This is a genomic window from Defluviimonas sp. D31, from assembly GCF_033436765.1.
GTDB lineage: Bacteria > Pseudomonadota > Alphaproteobacteria > Rhodobacterales > Rhodobacteraceae > Albidovulum.
In genome coordinates, this window is the sequence record NZ_JAWQFN010000001.1 from 439,155 (window position 1) to 458,007 (window position 18,853).

Consider the following 18,853-nt stretch of genomic DNA (forward strand, 5'->3'; position numbering starts at 1 on the left):
CACCCGACGCGTCAGGCACCCCAGGCCTTCAGCACCTCTTCCGGGTCCATTGCCCGCACCTGCGACTCTTCCGCTATCCGCCCCGGAGTGCGGCCAAGCCGCGGCGCCGGCGCGGGCTGGGTCACACCCTCGTGCCGCACATAAGTACCCCGCGCGGCATTATGGGGATGGTCCGGCGCCTCGGCGAGCGTGAGGACCGGCGCGAGGCAGGCATCCGAGCCTTCCATAAGCGCGGCCCATTCGTCGCGGCTTTTCTCGGCGATTCGGGCGGCGATGACCGCGCGCAGCTCCGGCCAGCGCGACCGGTCCATCTGCGCCGGCAGTTCGGCAAGGTCGAGCCCGAGGCGCTCCACGAGTTCAGTCCAGAATTTCGGCTCGATCGCGCCCACGGCGACGAAGCCGCCACATTTGCATTGGTAGACCCGGTAGAACGGCGCCGCGCCGTCGAGCACGTTGGCCTCGCGCGCGGCCTGCCACTGCCCGCCCGAGGCCATCCCTTGAATCATCGACATCAGGTGCGCGGTGCCGTCGCTGATCGCGGCATCCACTACCTGCCCCTTCCCGCTCCGCACCGCTTCCAGGAAGGCACAGACCATGCCGAAGGCGAGATACATGCCCCCGCCGCCGAAATCGCCCAGGAGATTCAGGGGCGGCACCGGCCGCTCGGCCGGCCCGATCGCGTGAAGCGCCCCCGACAGGGCGATGTAGGTGATGTCGTGCCCGGCGGCCTCGGCGAGCGGCCCCGCCTGCCCCCAGCCGGTCATGCGCCCGTAGACCAGCCGCGGATTACCGGCGAAATCATCGGGGCCGAGCCCCAGCCGTTCCATCACGCCGGGGCGCAGCCCCTCGATCAGCCCGTCGGCCCGCCCGATGAGCCGCCGCGCCGTGTTGCGTCCCTCGGCAGACTTCAGATCCAGCGTCACGAAGCCCCGGCCGCGGTTGAGGATGTCATAGTCGAGCCCGAGGAGAGACCGGTTCCCCGGCCGCTCGATCCGCACCACCTCGGCCCCCATGTCGGCCAGCACCATCGCCGCGAAGGGCGTGGGCCCGAGCCCGGCAATCTCGATGATCCTGAGCCCGTCGAGCGGCCCGGTCACGCCGAGGCCTTCTCTTCCAGCATCAGCCATTCCTCCTCGGCGGCGGCGAGGGACGCCTGACGCTCTGCCAGCCCTTCCGAGGCGCGGCGGAACTTGTCCGGATGCAGCGTGAAAAGGTTCGGATCGGAGAGGAAATCGCTGAGCTTGCCGATCTCGGCCTCGAGCTTCTCGATGATGTCCGGCAACGCCTGAAGCCGATGTTTCTCCGTGAAGGTAAGCCCTTGCGCGGGTTTCTTCACTTCACGCACCGGCGCGGGCGCGGGTTTCGGCGCCGGCTTCGCCACCTTGGCCGGCTCTTCCGCCCCACGCTGCACCTGATAATCCGTCCAGCCGCCGGCATAGATCACGGCGCGTCCGTCACCCTCCATCGCGATCGTCGTGGTCGCCACCCGGTCGATGAAATCCCGGTCGTGGCTGACCAGAAGCACGGTGCCGTCATAATCGCCGAGAAGATCCTGCAACAGATCCAGCGTCTCGACGTCGAGATCGTTGGTCGGCTCGTCGAGGATCAGGAGGTTCGAGGGCTTTGCCATGATCCGCGCGAGCAGAAGCCGCGCCCGCTCGCCGCCCGAGAGCGACCCGATCGGCGCCCGCGCCTGCGCCTCGTCGAAGAGGAAGTCCTTGAGATAGGCCACGACATGCTTCGGCGTGCCGCGCACCATGACCTGGTCCGAGCGCCCCGAGACCGCCATGTCGGGATCGTTCACGAGCCCGTCCCAGAGCGTCGTCGTGAAGTCGAGCGCCGCCCGTGCCTGGTCGAAGACCGCGATCTCGAGATTGGTGCCAAGCCGCACCGTCCCCTCGTCCGGCGCAACCTCGCCCGTGAGCATCTTCAGAAGCGTTGTCTTGCCGACACCGTTCGGCCCGACGAAGGCCACCCGGTCGCCGCGCAATACCTTCAGATCGAAGGGCCGGAGGATCCGCTTGTCCCCGAACGCCTTGGCGATTCCCTTGGCCTCGATCACCAGCTTGCCCGAGACCTGCCCGGACTCGAGCGCCATGTCCGCCGTCCCCTGGCGCCGGATCATCGCCGACCGCTCCGCCCGCATTGCCTGCAAGGCGCGAAGCCGCCCCTGGTTGCGCTTGCGCCGCGCCGAGATCCCCTCGACCGCCCATCGCCCCTCGGACTTGATCCTGCGCTCGAGCTTGTGGCGCGCCTGATCCTCTTCGGCCCAGACCGACTCGCGCCAGTCCTCGAAAGCCTCGAATCCCTTCTCGCTTCGCCTGACCGCGCCACGGTCGATCCAGAGCGTTGCGCGCGTCAGCGCCCTCAGGAAGGCCCGGTCGTGGCTGATGAGGACAAAGGCCGCGCGGGTCTCCTTCAACTCCTCCTCGAGCCAGCGGATCGCCTCGATGTCGAGATGGTTCGTCGGCTCGTCGAGAAGCATCAGCTCCGGCGCCTCGGCCAGCAGCTTGGCGAGCGCGGCGCGCCGCCGTTCTCCGCCAGAGGCCGCCGCCACCGGCGTCGCGGGGTCGAATTTCAGCCCCTCGGCCACGACCGCGACGCGGTAGGCCTCGCCCTCGGGCAGGCCCGAGGCGGCGAAATCGCCAAGCGTCGCAAAGGCGCCGAGGTCCGGCTCCTGCTCCATGTAGCCGACGGTCACGCCAGGCGGCACGACCCGGTCACCGGCATCGGCCTCGACTAGCCCCGCCATCACCTTCATCAGCGTCGACTTGCCCGAACCGTTGCGCCCGACCAGCGCCACCCGGTCCCCCGGCTGAACGACGAGATCGAGCCCGTCGAAGACGGGATTGCCACCGAAGGTAAGCGTGATGCCGGAAAGCTGGAGAAGCGGTGCGCGTGCCATGGCGTTCAGCTATCCGGCCTGAGGAGTGTCGTCAACGGCCTCACCTTCTGCGCGAAAACACTCCCGGAGTGCATCCACGCCCAAGGCGAAGGGGGGCGCCCCCACCCCCTTGCCGCCGCGCACGGCATCGGGCAGGAAGAGTGCATGGCGAAAGCAGGCCCGTCCTTCACATGCACGGAATGCGGCGCGGTCCACAAGAAATGGACCGGGCGCTGCGACGCGTGCGGCGCCTGGAACTCGATCGTCGAGGAAGCCCCGCTCTCGGCCGGTCCGGCCGCGAAGACGCTCGGTGCCGCGAAAGGCCGCCAGATCGAACTCACCACGCTCGCAACGACGGAAGTCCCGCCGCCGCGCGCCGCCTCCGGCATGGGCGAGCTCGACCGCGTTCTCGGCGGCGGGCTGGTGCCGGCTTCGGCGATCCTCGTCGGCGGCGATCCCGGCATCGGCAAGTCGACGCTGCTTCTGCAAGCGGCGGCGAGCTTCGCCCGCGTCGGTCTTTCCTGCCTCTACCTCTCCGGCGAGGAGGCTTCGGCCCAGGTCCGGATGCGCGCCCAGCGGCTCGGCCTTGCCGATGCGCCTGTCCGGCTCGGTGCCGAGACCAACCTGCGCGATATCCTGACCACGCTCGATGCCGCCCGCCCCGATCTCGCGATCATCGACTCGATCCAGACCATGTGGGCCGACCATGTCGAGGCGGCGCCGGGCTCCGTCTCGCAGGTCCGCGCCGCCGCGCATGAGCTGGTGAGCTTCGCCAAGAAGCGCGGCACGTCGGTGGTCCTCGTCGGCCACGTCACCAAGGAGGGCCAGATCGCCGGCCCCCGCGTCGTCGAGCACATGGTCGACACGGTTCTCTATTTCGAGGGCGAGCGCGGCCACCAGTTCCGCATCCTGCGCGCGGTCAAGAACCGTTTCGGCCCGGCCGACGAGATCGGCGTGTTCGAGATGACCGGCGGTGGGCTCGCCGAGGTCGCCAACCCGTCCGCGCTGTTTCTCTCCGAACGTGGCCAGGCGCATCCGGGCTCGGCGGTCTTCGCCGGGATCGAGGGCACGCGGCCAGTGCTGACCGAGATCCAGGCGCTGGTCGCGCCCTCGCCGCTTGGCACCCCGCGCCGCACGGTGGTCGGGCTCGATTCGGGGCGGCTCTCGACCATCCTCGCGGTGCTCGAATCCCGCTGCGGCATCCCCTTCGCCGGGCTCGACGTGTTTCTCAACGTCGCGGGCGGGATGCGCGTCGCCGAACCCGCCGCGGATCTCGCGGTCGCGGCGGCGCTCCTCTCGGCGCGCGAGGACGTCGCCCTGCCGCCCGACATGGTGGTTTTTGGCGAGATTTCACTCTCCGGCGCGCTCCGCCCGGTCGGCCAGACCGAAAACAGGTTGAAAGAGGCGCGAAAACTTGGTTTCTCACAAGCAGTCGCCCCGGAACGCAGCAAGATGGAGGGCGAGGACGGGATCAGGGTGCGCAAGATGCCCGATCTGACGACGTTCGTCGGCGAAATGTTCGCGGCGGGCTGAGAGCGAGGAGCAGGAACATGGAAGGTTTCACGATCGTCGACGCCGTCGTTGCCGTCGTCATTCTGGTCTCGGCGGTGCTCGCCTACAGTCGCGGCTTCGTCCGCGAGTCGCTGGCGATCCTCGGCTGGGTCGTCGCTGCGGTGCTCGCCTTCATGTTCGCGCCGCAGGCCGAGCCGCTGATCAAGCAGATCCCGGTTCTCGACACCTATCTCGGCGAAAGCTGCGAACTGTCGATCATCGCTTCCTTCGCCGCGGTCTTCGCGCTGGCGCTGATCGTGATGTCTGTCTTCACGCCGCTCTTCGCCTCGGCGGTCCAGCGGTCCGCGCTCGGTGGCGTCGACCAGGGTCTCGGTTTCCTCTTCGGCGTCCTGCGCGGCATCCTTCTCGTCGCGGTGGCTTTCGTGGTCTACAACCGCGTGCTCGTGGCCGCGACGGTCCCGGTCGTCGACCAGTCCCGCTCGGCCGTGGTCTTCGCCTCGCTCGAGGACAAGCTCAACAAGGAGATGCCCCAGGACGCGCCCGCATGGGTCATGGCCCGCTACGAGGAGCTCGTCGGTGAATGCGGCGTTGCTCCGGCTCCCGCCACCGAGGAGGCCAACGGCAGCGGCGCCAAGTCGCTCACGGCACCCTCGACAACGAATTGACTCTGGCAACCGGACGATTGTGATCGCTTGCGCCGTTACATGGGCGTGACATACGGCCGGCTTGGCTCTAAATGGGGGGCAAATCCCGGAATCGGAGCCAGGCCCCATGCGTCCCTTCCTCGCCCACCCCTTCGATGATGACAAGTTGAAGGAAGAATGCGGCGTCTTCGGCGTGATCGGCGTACCCGATGCCGCGAACTTCGTCGCCCTCGGACTGCACGCGCTCCAGCATCGCGGCCAGGAAGCGGGCGGCATCGTCGCCTACGACCCGAAGGACGGGTTCAACAACGTCCGCCGCTTCGGCTACATCCGCGACAACTTCACCAAGCCCGACGTGATGCAGATGCTGCCCGGCCCGCTCGCCATCGGCCATGTGCGCTACTCCACCGCCGGCTCCAAGGGCAACACCGCGATCCGCGACGTCCAGCCCTTCTTCGGCGAGTTTGCGATGGGCGGCGCGGCGATCGCGCATAACGGCAACCTCACCAATGCCGCGCAGCTCCGCCGCGACCTGATCGAGCGCGGCGCGATCTTCCAGTCCTCCTCGGATTCGGAATGCATAATCCATCTCATGGCGCGCTCGATCCAGAAGTCGATCCCCGAGCGGATGAAGGACGCGCTTCGCGCCGTCGAGGGCGCCTTCTCAGTCATCGCCATGACTCGCACCAAGCTCATCGGCGTGCGCGACCCTCTGGGCGTACGCCCGCTCGTCCTCGGCAAAGTCGGCGAGGATGGCTATGCGCTTTCGTCGGAGACCTGCGGGCTCGACATCATCGGCGCGGAGTTCCTGCGCGAGGTCGAGCCGGGCGAGATGGTGGTGATCTCGAAGGGCAAGGTCGAAACCTCGCGGCCCTTCGGCCCGGCAAAATCGCGGTTCTGCATCTTCGAGCAGGTCTATTTCTCGCGCCCGGATTCGATCCTCGGTGGCCGCTCGGTCTACGAGACCCGGCGCCAGATCGGGGTGGAACTCGCCCGCGAGGCGCCGGTCGAGGCCGACCTCGTCTGCCCGGTGCCGGATTCGGGCACACCGGCGGCGATCGGCTTTGCCGCCGAAAGCGGCATTCCTTTCGGGATGGGCATCATCCGCAACCAGTACATGGGCCGCACCTTCATCGAGCCGACCGAGCAGATCCGCAACATGGGGGTGCGGCTCAAGCTCAACGTCAACCGGGCGCTGATCAAGGGCAAGCGGGTTATCCTCGTCGATGACAGCGTCGTGCGCGGCACGACGAGCCGCAAGATCAAGGACATGATCCTCGATGCCGGCGCCGCCGAGGTGCATTTCCGCATCGCTTCGCCCCCGACCGCCTGGCCCTGCTTCTACGGCGTCGACACGCCCGAGCGCGAGAAGCTGCTCGCCGCGACGATGAGCGAGGACGAAATGCGCGACTGGATCGGGGTCGACAGCCTCAAGTTCGTCTCGCTCGACGGGCTCTACCGTGCGGCAGGCGAGGCCGGGGGCCGAGATGCCAAATGCCCGCAATACTGCGACGCCTGCTTCTCGGGCGACTATCCGGTGGCCCCATCGGACCAGATCGCCAAGGGATTTGCGATGAAGGCGGCGGAGTGAGCGGCAGCCCGATCCGCTACCGCCCGCACCATTTCCTCTGCTCGCTCGGCTTCGAGGGCAAGGGCTACTCGCCCGACTTCACCGCGAACATGACGGCGATCGTCATGGGTCGGCTCCGGGCCGAGAACGGCGACGCGGCCGAGATCGAGGTCACGGGCGCCACCGACGACATCTGCGGCCCCTGCCCCAAGCGGCGCGGCCGGGCCTGCACCAACGAGCCGAAGATCAAGGTCCTCGACCGCGCCCACGCCGCCGCCCTCAGGCTGGAACCTCGCGAGACATTGACCTGGGGCGAGGCCAAGGCGCGGATCCGCGACAACGTGCCGCCGGGAAGTCTCAAGACCCTTTGCCAGGGCTGCGAATGGGAGCCCTACGGCATGTGCGAGGCAGCCCTGCGGCGGCTTCACTCAGACGCCGGCTGAGCAGCCCCGCAGTGACCTCTTGCCTCTGGGGAGGTGGGCGGTTCACACGCATGAAGCAACACCACTCGCGGCACCGGACTCCAGAGCAACGCGCGTCCGTCACCCCGCCAGCGAAACGAGAAGATCGGCAAGTTCACGTGGCATGAACGTGAAGACCGCGTGAACGGACGCGATCTCGATCGGACTAACCCCCAGCTTGGCCGCGAAGGCCCGCTGCCGGTCTGGAGGGATGATCTGATCGTCGGTGCAAAGGATATAATCGCGCGGGATCTCAGGGATCCCTGCTCCTGGCCAGGGCTGGTTGATCGCCAGCCAGCCTTGGCTTCGCTGCGTTCGGGTCAGGAACTCGAGATAGGCGTCGCGTTCCTCCGGCGGTGCCAGAGAGGCAAGCAGGTCCAAATTGAACGACCGCGTCCCATCGCCGTTGTCGATGGTGACCGCAGCGATCGTTACCGCAACGTCCGGCCCCACGACCTCCGAAATCGAAAGCCCCGGTTCCGGTACAATGGCAGCTGCGAAGACCAGCCGGTCGACCGGTAACAGGGACGCGACAAGGGGGATGGTCGCACCGCCCGCGGAATGGGCGACTAGGATGCGAGGACGGCTTGTTCCCTCCATCGCGCGCACGACCGCGGCCGCATAATCCTCGAGCGTCGACTCGGCGCGTTCGCAAGGCAGATCGACGTTGACCACGCGATGCCCGCGGGCTTCGAGATACGGGACGACCGGGGCTAGCTCCGCCGGAGATCCGAAGGCACCATGAACGAGGACGAACGACGTCGGCATGAGCGCATCTCCCAATGTGGACGTCGCCACCAAGATGATACGACCGCGCGCAGAACAGAAGCGCAGCGGGGTCGGAACGGAAACGCCTTGTCCGACGGAAGCGTAGCAGTTTTGCGGGTCTCCAGCCAACGAAAACGCCGCCCCGAAAGGCGGCGCTCACGACTATTCGCCAAGGCGAAAAGGCCTGAAATCAGGCCTTGCTGTTCTTCAACGCCGCCCAGCCACCGGTAACGACCAGGGCGGCGATCACCGCCTTGACCGCGTCTCCGATCAGGAACGGTGCCACGAAACCCGCCCAGATCTTGTCCGCGGGCAGGCCGACCCAGCCGGCCTCGATCCCGACGGCGCCGGCAACGCCCATCGGCCAGGCCACGCCCGGCAGATAGAGAAGCGCCGAGGCGGCGATGCCCGCGAGCGAGAGGCCGACCACGCCCTTCACGCCGCGATCCGCGGCGAGGCCGGCGAGCCAGGCAAGGCCCACGAAGCCGATCAGGAACCCCGCCGTCGGCCCGGCGAAGGCCACGACGTTCAGCCCGTTCGCGAAAACCGGCAACCCCGCCGCGCCTTCGGCGAGATAGGCCAGAAGCGTCACCGCACCCATCCGCGCGCCATAGGCGAAACCCACGATCAGGATTGCCAATGTCTGCAATGTCATCGGCGTCGGCACCATAGGCACCGAAACCTGCGCGGCGAGGGCGATGAAGACCGAGCCGCCAAGCACCATGAGCGCGCGCGCGAGCAGCGAGCGGGTCGGGAAGAGAGCGTCTGAAAGTGTCATGATCGGACCTTTCCCCGGTTCTGTTCGCCCGGAATCTCGACCCTACCCTGCCATAAGTCAACAATATCCGTTGCAAGCCCCCGCGCGGGGTGCGAAACGGACGCCATGACCGTAGCCACCGATCCCACGAGCAAACCGCTCGCCCTCGTCACCGGCGCCTCGCGCGGACTTGGCTTCGCGCTTGCCGCCGCGCTCTCGGAAGCCGGCTGGCATGTGCTTGCCGTCGCCCGCACCTCAGGAGGTCTCGAGGAGCTTGACGACCGCATCCAGGCCGCCGGCGGCAGCGCCACGCTCGCGCCAATGGACGTGACCGACGACAAGGCGATGGCGCATCTGGCCGCCTCGATCGCGCACCGCTGGGGCAAGCTCGGCCTCTGGGCCCATACCGCGATCCACGCCGCGCCACTGAGCCCGGCCGGCCATATTGCGGCCAAGGACATGGACAAGTCGATCGCATGCAACCTCGGCGCCAGCGCGACGCTGATCCCGCTTCTCGAACCGCTCCTGCGCGCGGGCGACGGCACCGCGCTCTTCCTCGACGACCCGCGCGGCGGCGAGAAATTCTTCGGCGCCTACGGCGCGACCAAGGCGGCCCAGATCGCGCTCGCCCGGAGCTGGCAGGCCGAGACCGCCAGGATCGGCCCGCGCGTCCTGATCGAAACGCCGCGCCCCATGGCCACCGCGACCCGCGCCCGCTTCTTCCCGGGCGAGGATCGCGCGGGCCTCGCCGACATCCACGACGAAGCCGCCCGGCTGCTCGCCGCGCTCTGATCGTTTTCGGCAAGGCTGCACCAGCGGCGGTATCGCGTGGCACGGTCGCGGCATCGCCGCTTTACGCCCTGCCGCCCGTCGTCTAATCAGGGGCAAAGAAGCACGGGGCCGGGCATGCGCATCCTCATCACCAATGACGACGGCATCAACGCCCCGGGGCTCGAGATCCTGACCGCGATCGCCGAGGAGATCGCCGGCCCCGACGGAGAGGTCTGGACCGTCGCGCCGGCCTTCGAGCAGTCGGGCGTCGGCCACTGCATCTCCTACACCCATCCGATGATGATCCTGAAGCTCGGTCCCCGCCGCTACGCCGCCGAGGGCAGCCCGGCCGACTGCGTCCTTGCCGGGCTCTACGACGTCTTGCAGGGCGGTCGGCCAGACCTCGTCCTTTCAGGCGTCAACCGCGGCAACAACGCTGCCGAGAACGTGCTCTATTCCGGCACCATCGGCGGCGCGATGGAGGCCGCGCTTCAAGGCCTGCCGGCGATCGCGCTGTCGCAGTTCATGGGGCCGAAGACCGAGGACCTGGAAACCCCGTTCGAGGCCGCCCGCGACCACGGCATAGCAGTTGTGCGCGCGCTTCTCGACAAGGGGATCTGGGACAAGGGCGACTACCGGCTCTTCTACAACGTCAACTTCCCGCCCGTGGCCGGACGCGACGTGAAGGGAATGAAGGTCACCGCCCAGGGCTATCGCACCGACACCTTCTTCGGGGTCGAGCCGCATATCTCGCCCTCGGGGCGCAAGTTCCTCTGGATCACCGGCGGGCCGCAGCACCTGCCGACCGCACCCGGCACCGATGTCTCGGCCAATCTCGACGGCTGGATCTCGGTCACGCCGATGCGCGCCGACCTCACCGCCCATGACACGCTCGCCGAGCTCGAGGCGCGGCTCGCATGACCGAACCGGCCGAGCGGAAAATGCGCTTTCTCTACGGGCTCCGCTCGAAGGGCGTGACCGACGCCCGTGTGCTGACCGCGATGGAGCGGATCGACCGCGGCGCCTTCGTCCGCGGCATCTTTGCCGAGCGCGCCTATGAGGACATGCCGCTGCCCATCGCTTGCGGCCAGACCATCAGCCAGCCCACAGTCGTCGGGCTGATGACCCAGGCGCTGGCCGTGAGCCCGCGCGACAAGGTGCTCGAAGTCGGCACCGGCTCGGGCTACCAGGCGGCGATCCTGAGCCAGCTCGCCCGCCGGGTCTATACCGTCGACCGCCACCGCCGCCTCGTGCGCGAGGCCGAGGCGGTGTTCCAGAGCCTCGGCCTGACCAACATCACCGCGATCGCCGCCGACGGCAGCCACGGCCTGCCCGACCAGGCGCCGTTCGACCGGATTCTCGTCACCGCCGCGCCGGAGGATCCCCCCGGGCCGCTCTTGGCTCAGCTCAGGATCGGCGGTATCATGGTGGTGCCGGTGGGGCAGTCGGACACGGTGCAGAGCCTGATCAAGGTGACGCGCCAGCCTCACGGATACGATTACGACGAGCTTCGGCCGGTGCGCTTTGTGCCGCTGGTCGAGGGGCTGGCGCAGGATTGAGGCGCCGCCCGAACCCACCGAGGCCCGGTCAACAGGGCCCGCGAACTGAGGATGCGAGCATGACCACCTCCCGCCCGATCTCCGCGCTCCGCGTGGCCCTTCTCGGAACCAGCCTCGTCGCGCTCGCCGCCTGCGAGCCGGGCGGCGGCTTCGATCCGGATCTGCGCAACTACAGCCAGATCGGCCTCGATACCTCCGCCGCCGCCATGCAGGCGAGCGCGGCGCGCCCGGCCCCGGACGCACGCGGCATCATCTCGTATCCGAACTACCAGGTCGCGGTGGCGCGTCGCGGCGACACCGTTGAAAGCGTCGCCGCCCGGGTTGGCCTGCCTGCGGCGGAGCTCGCCGGCTACAACGCGCTTCAGCCCGGCATGCAGCTCCGCGAGGGCGAAATCGTCGCGCTGCCGCGCCGCGTCGCGGGCGCCGCGCCGGTGACCGCCGCTCCGGTGATGGGCGCTCCGGCGACCGCCCCCGGCGGCCGTATCGACGTGACCACGATCGCCTCGGGCGCTCTCGACCGCGCCTCTGCGACGCCCGCACCGCAGCCCGCCGCCGCACCGGCCCCGGCGCCGGTGAGCGGCACCGAACCGGTTCGCCACCGCGTACAGCGTGGCGAGACCGCCTATTCCGTCGCCCGGCTCTACAACGTCGACGTCAAGGCGCTTGCCGACTGGAACGGGCTCGGCCCCGATCTCGGGCTCCGCGAGGGCCAGACCCTGCTGATCCCGGTCGCGAATGCCACCCGCCCCGCGCCCGTCGCGGTGACGGCACCCGGCCAAGGCTCGCCGACGCCGACGCCTCCCTCGGCTTCCACACCGTTGCCGGCGGAGAAGACCACGCCGGCCGCCGCGCCGGTCAAGACCCCGCCCCCCGCGGATCTCGGCGCCGAGAAGACCGCGGCCTCCTCGGGCTCGAAGCTGGCGATGCCGGTCCAGGGCAAGATCATCCGCGGCTACCAGAAGAAGAAGAACGAAGGCATCGACATTTCCGCGAGCGCCGGCTCGTCGGTCACCGCGGCCGGAGATGGCACCGTCGCCGCGATCACCAAAGACACTGAGCAGGTGCCGATCCTGGTGATCCGCCACGAGGGCAACCTGCTCACCGTCTACGCCAATATCGACGGGATCGCGGTCGCCAAGGGCGCCAAGGTCTCGCGCGGCCAGACGATCGCCAAGGTTCGCGCCTCCGACCCGGCCTTCCTGCATTTCGAGGTTCGTCAGGGCTTCGACAGCGTCGACCCGATGCCATATCTGCAATAACGGATATTGGGGCAAGACCGGCCGGAGCCTGGCTCCGCGCCAAGCTCGTGTGGAGAACGGATGCCGAAGTTTCTTGCATCGCTGCTGGTTGCGGCGGCGGCCCTGCTGATCGGCGGCTGCGCGGCGAAACCGACGGTCACCCAGAACGACATAGACACACTGGCGCTTGAAATAAAAAGGCTTGGACCGGACGTCGCCCCCGAGGAGGCCGAACGCGCCGCCAGCATCGCCTACCTCTATTCGCAGCAACTCGCCTACGAGTACCAGATCACCGACCCGCCGATCATCCACAATGACAAGGTCCTTCACGGTCAGCGAGAGCGCGGACTTTGCAATGACTGGACCGAGGATCTTCTCAAGCGCCTGAACCAGGAGCAGTTTCGCACCCTGTCGCTGCACTGGGCCACGTCGCCGCCGAAACAGTTCCGGATCATTCATCACACGGCAGTCATCAGCCGACGGGGCGATACCTTGTACGACGGGATCATCCTCGACCCCTGGCGCTACGGTGGCACACTCTACTGGTCACGCCCCGCGGCCGACAAGCGGTACGATTGGCGACCGCGGCTGGATGTCCGGGAAAACCAGATCAAGATCCTGGAGGCACAGGCTGCCGCTGCCGCAGGCTCCGGGTGAAATCGGTACGCCGCCCGCATTCTGCGCAGGCGCAAGGGCGCGTCAGAGCGTGACGCCCCGCCGCCCGGCAAGATCTGTGAAGTACTGCCAAGCCACGCGCCCTGACCGCGCCCCCCGCGTTGCTTGCCACTCGATCGCCTCGGCGCGCAAGCTGGCATCGTCGATCGCCACGCCGTAAGCGTCGCAATAGCCGCGGATCATCTCCAGGTACTCGTCCTGATTGCAGGGATGAAAACCGAGCCAGAGCCCGAACCGGTCCGAAAGCGAGACCTTCTCCTCCACCGCCTCCGACGGGTTGATCGCGCTCGACCGCTCGTTCTCGATCATGTCGCGCGGCATGAGGTGGCGCCGGTTCGAGGTGGCGTAGAAGACCACGTTCGCCGGCCGCCCCTCGATCCCGCCATCGAGCACCGCCTTGAGGCTCTTGTAGTGCTGGTCATCATGGCTGAACGAGAGGTCGTCGCAGAAGAGCACGAAGCGGTGGCCGCCCGCGGCGCGCAAGTGGGTCAGGAGCCGGCCGACCGTGGGCAGATCCTCGCGGCTGAGCTCGACGATCTTGAGCGGCAGGCCCTGACGCAACACCTCGGCATGGACCGCCTTGACGAGCGAGGACTTCCCCATCCCACGCGCGCCCCAGAGAAGCGCGTTGTTCGCGGGCAGGCCGCGCGCGAACTGCAGCGTATTGGCCAGAAGCGTGTCGCGCGAGCGGTCGATGCCGACGAGGAGCGGCAGGTCGACGCGGTTCACCTCCGCGACAGGCTCCATACGGTCAGGGTTCACATGCCAGGCGAAAGCTTCGGCGGCGGCGAAGTCGGGCGACCGTCGTGGCGCCGGAGCGATCCGCTCCAGCGCCTCGGCGATGCGGGCCAGAAACGCCTCGCTCATTCCTTGGCCGCGCCTTCGCCTGACGCCTCCTCCTCGTCCTCGTCATCGAACCACAAGCCCTGGGCCCTGAGTTCCGCCTCGCGTTTCTTCTCGACCCGTGCGACGAGGAAGATCGACACTTCGTAAAGCCCGTAGACCACGACGAAGAGGATCACTTGGCTCACCACATCGGGCGGCGTGGCGATCGCGGCGAGGACGAGGATGCCAACAACGGCGTATTTGCGCACCGCGCCCAGCCCCGCGCTCGACACCAGCCCCGCCTTGCCCATCAGCGTCAGGAGCACCGGGAGCTGGAAGCAGAGGCCGAAGGCTAGGACGAACTTGATCGTAAGCGCCAAGTATTCCTCGATCGAGCCGAAGAAGGCAATGCCCGCCGCCGTGCTGACCGCCGGGTCGAGCGCACCTTCGGCCGGCACCGGGCCAGATTTCTGGAAGCCCAGGAAGAACGAGAACGCCAGCGGCAGGATCGCATAATATGCGAAGGCCGCGCCCGCGAGGAACATGCCCGGCGAGGCGACCAGGAACGGCAGGAAGGCGTTCTTCTCGGACTTGTAGAGGCCGGGCGCGACAAAGCGCCAGAGCTGGTAGCCGATGAACGGGAACGACAGCACGAAGCCGCCGAGGAACGAGATCCGGATCGCGACGAAGAAGCCCTCCTGCAGCTTGATCATCGCAAGCGAGCAGTCCTGCCCGCGGTCGGCGAGCGCCGCGCAGATCGGCTTGGTCAGGAAGGTGAAGATCGGGTCGGCCACCGAGAAACAGGCGACCATCGCCACGATGAAGGCCAGCACCGACCAGATCAGGCGCGACCGGAGCTCCGTCAGATGTTCGATCAGCGGCGCCGTCGAGTCGTCGATCTCGTCCTTCATCATGCCTCGCCCTTCTTGGTTGCGGGCTTGGCCTTGGCCGCCGCCGTCTTCGCCTTCGGCTTGGAGGCCGGTTTAGCCTCCACCGCGGCCTTCGGCTTCGCCGGAGCCTTTTTCGTGGCCGGAGCCGCCGGCTTTTTCGTGGTCGAAGCCGCCGGCTTCTTCGCGGCCGGTTCCGCCGCCTTCACCTCGGCTGTCGTCGCCTTCGCGGGCGCCGTCGCGGCCGGCTGTGCGTCCGACTTGGCCTCGGCCCGCGCCGCGGCTTCGGCTGCCTTCTTGTCGGCCAGCGCCTGCGTCGCCGGCCCCTTCGGCGCCGCGGGCTTGTTCGGCTGCCACTTCTCGAACTTCGAGGCCGCCTGTTCGAGCTTGTCGAGCCCGAGGCTTTTCTTCGTCGTCATCGCCTTCAGCTCGTCGGCGGTTTCCTTGACGCCGGTCTCGCGCGCCGCGTCGTCCATGGCGCGCTGGAACTCGCGTCCCATCGCCCGCGCCTTCGCGGTAAAGCGCCCGAGCGTACGGAACATCTGCGGCAGATCCTTCGGACCAACCACGATCAGCGCCACGATGCCGATGAGCAGAAGCTCACTCCAGCCGATATCCAACATGTCCGCGCCGCCCCTTCAGGCGAAGGCCAAGGCTCAGGCCTTGTCCTTCTTCGGTTTCGGCGTCACGTCACGGGCGGCGTCGGCGGTGTCGTTCTCGATCTCCTCGGTGCCGTCCTTCACGCCCTTCTTGAAGGCGGTGATGCCCTTGCCGACCTCGCCCATCAGCGAGGAGACCTTGCCGCGACCGAAAAGCACCAGCACGACGACAGCGATCAGAAGAAGGCCAGGAATGCCGATATTGTTGAGCATGTTCGTCTCCCATCGGACGCATCCGCAGCGTCCGTTCTGCTACCTGCCCGATGTAGTCCGTCCGGGGCTTCCGTCAAAGCCCTTTCCGCGCGCCGAAAGGCCGGTTCAGGCCTTGAAGGTGCGGCGCAACTGACAGTATTTTGTCAGTTGCACCCCCTCATTCCGGGATCCGATGCGCCGCAACGACCGCCTGTTCCAGCTTCTGCGCATCCTGCGCGACGGCAAGCTCCATCGTGCCGCAGACCTCGCCGAGGCGCTCGGGGTCTCGCCGCGCACGATCTGGCGCGACATGGCCGTCCTGATGGAACGCGGCCTGCCGGTCAGTGGCGAACGCGGCATCGGCTATCTCCTGCGCGACCCGGTCACGCTGCCGCCGATGGCGATCACCAAGGACGAGTTCGAGGTCTTGCGGCTCGGCATCACGCTGGTCGCCGGTGCCGCCGATCCGGTGCTGGCGCGCGCGGCCGAGAGCCTGCGCGCCAAGATCGCCGCGGTTTCGCCCGCCGATGCCGGCGACACCGGGTCCGACACCTTCGTCTTCTCGAGCGCCGAGGCGGCGCGGGCTGCGCCGCATCTCGGCCTGATCCGGCGTGCCGTGCGCGAGCATCTGACGCTCGCGCTTTCGTACCGCAATGCTCCGGCGACAAGGGTGAGGCCCCTGCACCTCGATTATTGGGGCAAGCTCTGGACGCTGACGTCGTGGTGCGAATACTCAAATTCTTTCAAAGTGTTTCGCGTCGATCTTGTAACGTCTCTCAAGCATGACGGCGGCGCGTTCCTGCCCGAACCAGGCAAGACGGTCGAGGATTACCTCGCCCGGATCGCGCCGGCCTGAGCCTCAACCCCGGCGCGGAAAGACGAAACAGCGGTCGCGGCGGATCATCAGCCACATCACCGTTCCGGGCTTGGGCAGGAACACCGCGGGCACCGTCGCCTTGAGAATGTCGCCGCCGTAGTCGAGCCGAAACTCCACGAGACTCTCGCGGCCGAGGAACCGGGCCCGCACCACCTCGGCCCGCGCAGGGGTACCGTCGGCAGGCGTCGGATTCGGGCCGCGCCCGGCCCGGTCGAAGTCGATCTTGAGATGCTGCGGCCGGATCACGATCTCGACCTCGGTGCCGTCGGGCACGCCGGGGGCAAGGAATTCGCCGAAGGCGGTCGCCGTCAGCGCCCCCTGAACTTCGCCGCGCAGGATGTTGATATCAGAGAAGAAAGCGGCCGCCTCTCGGTCGACGGGGGCGTTGTAGATGTTGTAGGGCGCGCCGCGCTGGACGATCCGGCCGCGGCGCATCAGCGCGATCTCGTCGGCCATGCGCATCGCCTCGTGCGGCTCGTGCGTGACGAGAAGGACCGCCGTGCCCTCCTCTTTCAGAAGCGCCAGAGTGTCGTCACGGATGCCGTCGCGGAGCCGCTCGTCGAGGCCCGAGAACGGTTCGTCCATCAGAAGGATGCGCGGATTGGGTGCGAGCGCACGGGCGAGCGCCACCCGCTGCTGCTCGCCGCCCGAAAGCTCGTGGGGATATTTCGGCCCGAAACCGGAAAGCGAGACCCGTTCGAGGAGCGCGTCGACCCGCCGCTTCCGGGCCGCATCGCCGTGGGTTAGGCCGAAGGCGATGTTCTCGGTGACGCTGAGATGGGGAAAGAGCGCGAAATCCTGGAACATCAGCCCGATGGAGCGCCGTTCGGGCGGGATCCGGAACACGGTGTCGCAGATCAGCCGCCCGTCGACGAGGATGCGGCCGGTGTCCTGCATGTCGACCCCGGCGATCATCCGCAGCGTCGTCGACTTGCCGCAGCCCGAGGGTCCGAGGAGGCAGGTGACCTGCCCGGCCGGAATCGTAAGCGAGACGTCATCGACCACGGTCCGGCCATCAAAGTGGCGGACGAGGTTCTGGACCTCAAGTCGCGGCGGTGTCTCTGTCAGGTCGCGCATGCCCCGTGTCCGAGAAAATTGGTCAGGTTTTGGACCGGATAGCAGTCCGGCCGGCTGGCCGCAAGCATTGCGGGTTTCGACCTCGGCTGCGCCTCGGCCGACCGACCGGGGGTTTCACCCCCGGACCCCCAGGGTATTTCGGCAATGAAGAAGGGAACATGTCACAGGGTCGTGTTCGTCGCGCCACCGTCGAGCAGGAGGTTCTGGCCGACGATGAAGCCGGCATGAGCCGAGCAGAGGAAGGCGCAGGCCGCGCCGAACTCCGCCGCCGTGCCGTAGCGGCGCGCGGGAATCGTGGCGGCGCGGCGGGCGCGTGCTTCATCGGGGCTGATGCCCTCGGCGCGGGCGGCGGCGCCATCGAGCGAGGCCGCTCGCTCGGTGTCGTGGATGCCGGGCAGGAGGTTGTTGATCGTGACGCCGTCCGGCGCGACCTGCCGCGCGGTGCCAGCGACGAAACCGGTGAGGCCGGTCCGCGCCGCGTTCGAGAGGCCGAGGCTGGCGATTGGCGCCTTCACCGCCTGCGAGGTGATGTTGACGATCCGTCCCCAGCGCCGCGCCATCATGCCGGGCAGCACCGCCTGCATCAGCGCGATCGGCGTCAGCATGTTGGCGTCGAGCGCGCGGATGAAGTCCTCGCGCGCCCACTCGCTCCAGTGCCCCGGCGGCGGGCCACCGGCATTGGTGACGAGGATGTCGACCGCTCCGGCCGCATCGAGTACCGCGGCTCGGCCGGCCTCGGAGGTGATGTCGGCCGCGACCTCGGTCACGTCGACGCCATGCGCGGCGCGGATCTCGGCGGCGGTCGCCGCCAGGGCATCGGCGCCGCGCGCATTGATCACGAGATCGACCCCGGAGGCCGCCAGCGCCTCGGCGCAGCCCCGTCCGAGGCCCTTCGATGCGGCCGTGACCAGCGCGCGGCGTCCGCGAATTCCCAGATCCATCCTGTCCTCCCACACTCGCGGAGAGAGAATAGGGATTTCGCGGGCTGTGGCCAGTGGCCGCGTTCAGGCGGCCGCGGAGGAGAACCGGTAGGTAACGCCAGAGAACGCCGCCTCGGCGAAACCATATGCGAAGCGCAATCCCTCCGGTCCGGCGACCACGCCGTGCTCGGCATTTCCGGGGATATAGACGGCCACGCCCGGCACCAGCGCATGGGCGATGCCGTCGATCGTAGCCGTGCCGCCCCCCTCGATGCAGAGATAGAACTCTGCCGGCTCGTGCCGGTGCGGATTGAGCGTGCCCCTGGGTCCGAATTCGGCGATGCCGAGCACGAACTCCTTCGTCGGCGTCCGATCAGCGCAGATCAGGGTCCGCCAGGCGACGCTGCCGAAGACCGGATCGGTGCCCCCCTCAGGCGCGACCTTCGCCGCATCGACCGAGAAGCCGGGAGCCGCCGGCGGCTCGGGCGAATTTACCGCTTCCGGCAGGTCGGCCGCACCGATCATCAGCGCTTCGGCGGCATCGGGGATCGTCATCGGTTCGGTCATGGCGGGGTTC

The 18,853-nt window shown here is 68.1% G+C and carries 21 protein-coding genes; 10 read left to right on the plus strand and 11 right to left on the minus strand.

Annotated features, from left to right (window positions below):
• Window positions 1-11: 11 nt before the first annotated feature.
• Window positions 12-1,127: a CaiB/BaiF CoA-transferase family protein gene (locus tag R5H32_RS02115; RefSeq protein ID WP_318337028.1), complete on the minus strand. Its 1,116-nt coding sequence runs from the start codon at window positions 1,125-1,127 to the stop codon at window positions 12-14.
• Entirely contained in the window at window positions 1,094-2,905 is a 1,812-nt protein-coding gene (locus R5H32_RS02120; protein WP_318337029.1) for an ABC-F family ATP-binding cassette domain-containing protein, read from the minus strand. The genes R5H32_RS02115 and R5H32_RS02120 overlap by 34 nt, the downstream gene beginning before the upstream one ends.
• 144 nt (window positions 2,906-3,049) lie before the next feature.
• Here R5H32_RS02120 and radA point away from each other — a divergent pair, with 144 nt between their 5' ends.
• From radA to R5H32_RS02140, 4 genes are all read left to right on the plus strand, one after another.
• Window positions 3,050-4,417 carry a DNA repair protein RadA gene (gene radA / locus R5H32_RS02125; RefSeq protein ID WP_318337030.1) on the plus strand — a complete coding sequence of 456 codons (1,368 nt, stop codon included), beginning with the start codon at window positions 3,050-3,052 and terminating at the stop codon, window positions 4,415-4,417.
• A gap of 17 nt (window positions 4,418-4,434) precedes the next feature.
• A complete protein-coding gene (locus R5H32_RS02130) occupies window positions 4,435-5,061 on the plus strand; it encodes a CvpA family protein (RefSeq protein ID WP_318337031.1) in 627 nt (208 codons plus the stop codon).
• 106 nt (window positions 5,062-5,167) lie between these two features.
• Window positions 5,168-6,631: an amidophosphoribosyltransferase gene (gene purF, locus R5H32_RS02135; RefSeq protein ID WP_318337032.1), complete on the plus strand. Its 1,464-nt coding sequence runs from the start codon at window positions 5,168-5,170 to the stop codon at window positions 6,629-6,631.
• On the plus strand, window positions 6,628-7,053 hold the full coding sequence (locus R5H32_RS02140) for a DUF1284 domain-containing protein (protein ID WP_318337033.1): 426 nt from the start codon (window positions 6,628-6,630) through the stop codon (window positions 7,051-7,053). Before purF ends, R5H32_RS02140 begins: the two co-directional genes overlap by 4 nt.
• Before the next feature lie 99 nt (window positions 7,054-7,152).
• Here R5H32_RS02140 and R5H32_RS02145 read toward each other — a convergent pair whose 3' ends face one another.
• Together R5H32_RS02145 and R5H32_RS02150 are read right to left on the minus strand one after the other, a co-directional pair.
• The gene (locus R5H32_RS02145; protein ID WP_318337034.1) at window positions 7,153-7,839 is read right to left on the minus strand and encodes an alpha/beta hydrolase; all 687 of its coding nucleotides are present in this window, start codon (window positions 7,837-7,839) and stop codon (window positions 7,153-7,155) included.
• A gap of 190 nt (window positions 7,840-8,029) precedes the next feature.
• The gene (locus R5H32_RS02150; protein ID WP_318337035.1) at window positions 8,030-8,617 is read right to left on the minus strand and encodes a biotin transporter BioY; all 588 of its coding nucleotides are present in this window, start codon (window positions 8,615-8,617) and stop codon (window positions 8,030-8,032) included.
• A gap of 105 nt (window positions 8,618-8,722) precedes the next feature.
• Between R5H32_RS02150 and R5H32_RS02155 the strand changes: the two genes are divergently transcribed.
• The 5 genes from R5H32_RS02155 (at window position 8,723) to R5H32_RS02175 (ending at window position 12,821) form a co-directional block, all read left to right on the plus strand.
• The gene (locus tag R5H32_RS02155; protein ID WP_318337036.1) at window positions 8,723-9,388 is read left to right on the plus strand and encodes an SDR family NAD(P)-dependent oxidoreductase; all 666 of its coding nucleotides are present in this window, start codon (window positions 8,723-8,725) and stop codon (window positions 9,386-9,388) included.
• 114 nt (window positions 9,389-9,502) lie between these two features.
• A complete protein-coding gene (gene surE / locus R5H32_RS02160; RefSeq protein ID WP_318337037.1) occupies window positions 9,503-10,288 on the plus strand; it encodes a 5'/3'-nucleotidase SurE in 786 nt (261 codons plus the stop codon).
• On the plus strand, window positions 10,285-10,926 hold the full coding sequence (locus R5H32_RS02165) for a protein-L-isoaspartate(D-aspartate) O-methyltransferase (protein WP_318337038.1): 642 nt from the start codon (window positions 10,285-10,287) through the stop codon (window positions 10,924-10,926). The genes surE and R5H32_RS02165 overlap by 4 nt, the downstream gene beginning before the upstream one ends.
• Window positions 10,927-10,985: 59 nt before the next feature.
• Window positions 10,986-12,185, plus strand: coding sequence for a M23 family metallopeptidase (locus R5H32_RS02170; RefSeq protein WP_318337039.1), 1,200 nt, complete (start codon window positions 10,986-10,988; stop codon window positions 12,183-12,185).
• Between the two features lie 60 nt (window positions 12,186-12,245).
• Complete coding sequence (locus R5H32_RS02175) at window positions 12,246-12,821, plus strand: hypothetical protein (protein WP_318337040.1); 576 nt, start codon at window positions 12,246-12,248, stop codon at window positions 12,819-12,821.
• 42 nt (window positions 12,822-12,863) lie between these two features.
• On the opposite strand, the gene R5H32_RS02180 is transcribed toward R5H32_RS02175, so the two are convergent.
• Genes R5H32_RS02180 through R5H32_RS02195 form a run of 4 tightly spaced genes read right to left on the minus strand, consistent with a single transcriptional unit; the run spans window position 12,864 to window position 15,423 of the window.
• The gene (locus tag R5H32_RS02180) at window positions 12,864-13,706 is read right to left on the minus strand and encodes an ATP-binding protein (protein ID WP_318337041.1); all 843 of its coding nucleotides are present in this window, start codon (window positions 13,704-13,706) and stop codon (window positions 12,864-12,866) included.
• A complete protein-coding gene (gene tatC, locus R5H32_RS02185) occupies window positions 13,703-14,578 on the minus strand; it encodes a twin-arginine translocase subunit TatC (RefSeq protein ID WP_318337042.1) in 876 nt (291 codons plus the stop codon). The genes R5H32_RS02180 and tatC overlap by 4 nt, the downstream gene beginning before the upstream one ends.
• A complete protein-coding gene (tatB, locus tag R5H32_RS02190; RefSeq protein WP_318337043.1) occupies window positions 14,575-15,174 on the minus strand; it encodes a Sec-independent protein translocase protein TatB in 600 nt (199 codons plus the stop codon). The genes tatC and tatB overlap by 4 nt, the downstream gene beginning before the upstream one ends.
• 33 nt (window positions 15,175-15,207) lie before the next feature.
• Window positions 15,208-15,423 carry a twin-arginine translocase TatA/TatE family subunit gene (locus R5H32_RS02195; protein ID WP_318337044.1) on the minus strand — a complete coding sequence of 72 codons (216 nt, stop codon included), beginning with the start codon at window positions 15,421-15,423 and terminating at the stop codon, window positions 15,208-15,210.
• A 172-nt stretch (window positions 15,424-15,595) separates the two neighbouring features.
• Here R5H32_RS02195 and R5H32_RS02200 point away from each other — a divergent pair, with 172 nt between their 5' ends.
• A complete protein-coding gene (locus R5H32_RS02200; RefSeq protein ID WP_318337045.1) occupies window positions 15,596-16,258 on the plus strand; it encodes a helix-turn-helix transcriptional regulator in 663 nt (220 codons plus the stop codon).
• Between the two features lie 3 nt (window positions 16,259-16,261).
• Here the strand turns inward: R5H32_RS02200 and R5H32_RS02205 are convergent, their stop codons facing one another.
• The 3 genes from R5H32_RS02205 to R5H32_RS02215 form a co-directional block, all read right to left on the minus strand.
• Window positions 16,262-17,356, minus strand: a complete 1,095-nt coding sequence (locus R5H32_RS02205; protein WP_318337046.1) for an ABC transporter ATP-binding protein — start codon at window positions 17,354-17,356, stop codon at window positions 16,262-16,264.
• A gap of 161 nt (window positions 17,357-17,517) precedes the next feature.
• A complete protein-coding gene (locus R5H32_RS02210) occupies window positions 17,518-18,297 on the minus strand; it encodes an SDR family oxidoreductase (protein ID WP_318337047.1) in 780 nt (259 codons plus the stop codon).
• 63 nt (window positions 18,298-18,360) lie between these two features.
• Complete coding sequence (locus R5H32_RS02215; protein ID WP_318337048.1) at window positions 18,361-18,843, minus strand: cupin domain-containing protein; 483 nt, start codon at window positions 18,841-18,843, stop codon at window positions 18,361-18,363.
• Window positions 18,844-18,853: the final 10 nt, after the last annotated feature.

Bases quoted from the DNA above. Each gene is read 5' to 3' on its own strand.
- surE (WP_318337037.1), top strand. From the start codon at position 9,503: ATGCGCATCCTCATCACCAATGACGACGGCATCAACGCCCCGGGGCTC.
- R5H32_RS02145 (WP_318337034.1), bottom strand. From the start codon at position 7,839: ATGCCGACGTCGTTCGTCCTCGTTCATGGTGCCTTCGGATCTCCGGCG.
- tatB (WP_318337043.1), bottom strand. From the start codon at position 15,174: ATGTTGGATATCGGCTGGAGTGAGCTTCTGCTCATCGGCATCGTGGCG.
- R5H32_RS02195 (WP_318337044.1), bottom strand. From the start codon at position 15,423: ATGCTCAACAATATCGGCATTCCTGGCCTTCTTCTGATCGCTGTCGTC.
- R5H32_RS02130 (WP_318337031.1), top strand. From the start codon at position 4,435: ATGGAAGGTTTCACGATCGTCGACGCCGTCGTTGCCGTCGTCATTCTG.
- radA (WP_318337030.1), top strand. From the start codon at position 3,050: ATGGCGAAAGCAGGCCCGTCCTTCACATGCACGGAATGCGGCGCGGTC.
- R5H32_RS02165 (WP_318337038.1), top strand. From the start codon at position 10,285: ATGACCGAACCGGCCGAGCGGAAAATGCGCTTTCTCTACGGGCTCCGC.
- R5H32_RS02180 (WP_318337041.1), bottom strand. From the start codon at position 13,706: ATGAGCGAGGCGTTTCTGGCCCGCATCGCCGAGGCGCTGGAGCGGATC.
- R5H32_RS02205 (WP_318337046.1), bottom strand. From the start codon at position 17,356: ATGCGCGACCTGACAGAGACACCGCCGCGACTTGAGGTCCAGAACCTC.
- R5H32_RS02150 (WP_318337035.1), bottom strand. From the start codon at position 8,617: ATGACACTTTCAGACGCTCTCTTCCCGACCCGCTCGCTGCTCGCGCGC.
- tatC (WP_318337042.1), bottom strand. From the start codon at position 14,578: ATGATGAAGGACGAGATCGACGACTCGACGGCGCCGCTGATCGAACAT.
- R5H32_RS02155 (WP_318337036.1), top strand. From the start codon at position 8,723: ATGACCGTAGCCACCGATCCCACGAGCAAACCGCTCGCCCTCGTCACC.
- R5H32_RS02175 (WP_318337040.1), top strand. From the start codon at position 12,246: ATGCCGAAGTTTCTTGCATCGCTGCTGGTTGCGGCGGCGGCCCTGCTG.
- purF (WP_318337032.1), top strand. From the start codon at position 5,168: ATGCGTCCCTTCCTCGCCCACCCCTTCGATGATGACAAGTTGAAGGAA.
- R5H32_RS02115 (WP_318337028.1), bottom strand. From the start codon at position 1,127: ATGGCTGATGCTGGAAGAGAAGGCCTCGGCGTGACCGGGCCGCTCGAC.
- R5H32_RS02210 (WP_318337047.1), bottom strand. From the start codon at position 18,297: ATGGATCTGGGAATTCGCGGACGCCGCGCGCTGGTCACGGCCGCATCG.
- R5H32_RS02120 (WP_318337029.1), bottom strand. From the start codon at position 2,905: ATGGCACGCGCACCGCTTCTCCAGCTTTCCGGCATCACGCTTACCTTC.
- R5H32_RS02200 (WP_318337045.1), top strand. From the start codon at position 15,596: ATGCGCCGCAACGACCGCCTGTTCCAGCTTCTGCGCATCCTGCGCGAC.
- R5H32_RS02170 (WP_318337039.1), top strand. From the start codon at position 10,986: ATGACCACCTCCCGCCCGATCTCCGCGCTCCGCGTGGCCCTTCTCGGA.
- R5H32_RS02215 (WP_318337048.1), bottom strand. From the start codon at position 18,843: ATGACCGAACCGATGACGATCCCCGATGCCGCCGAAGCGCTGATGATC.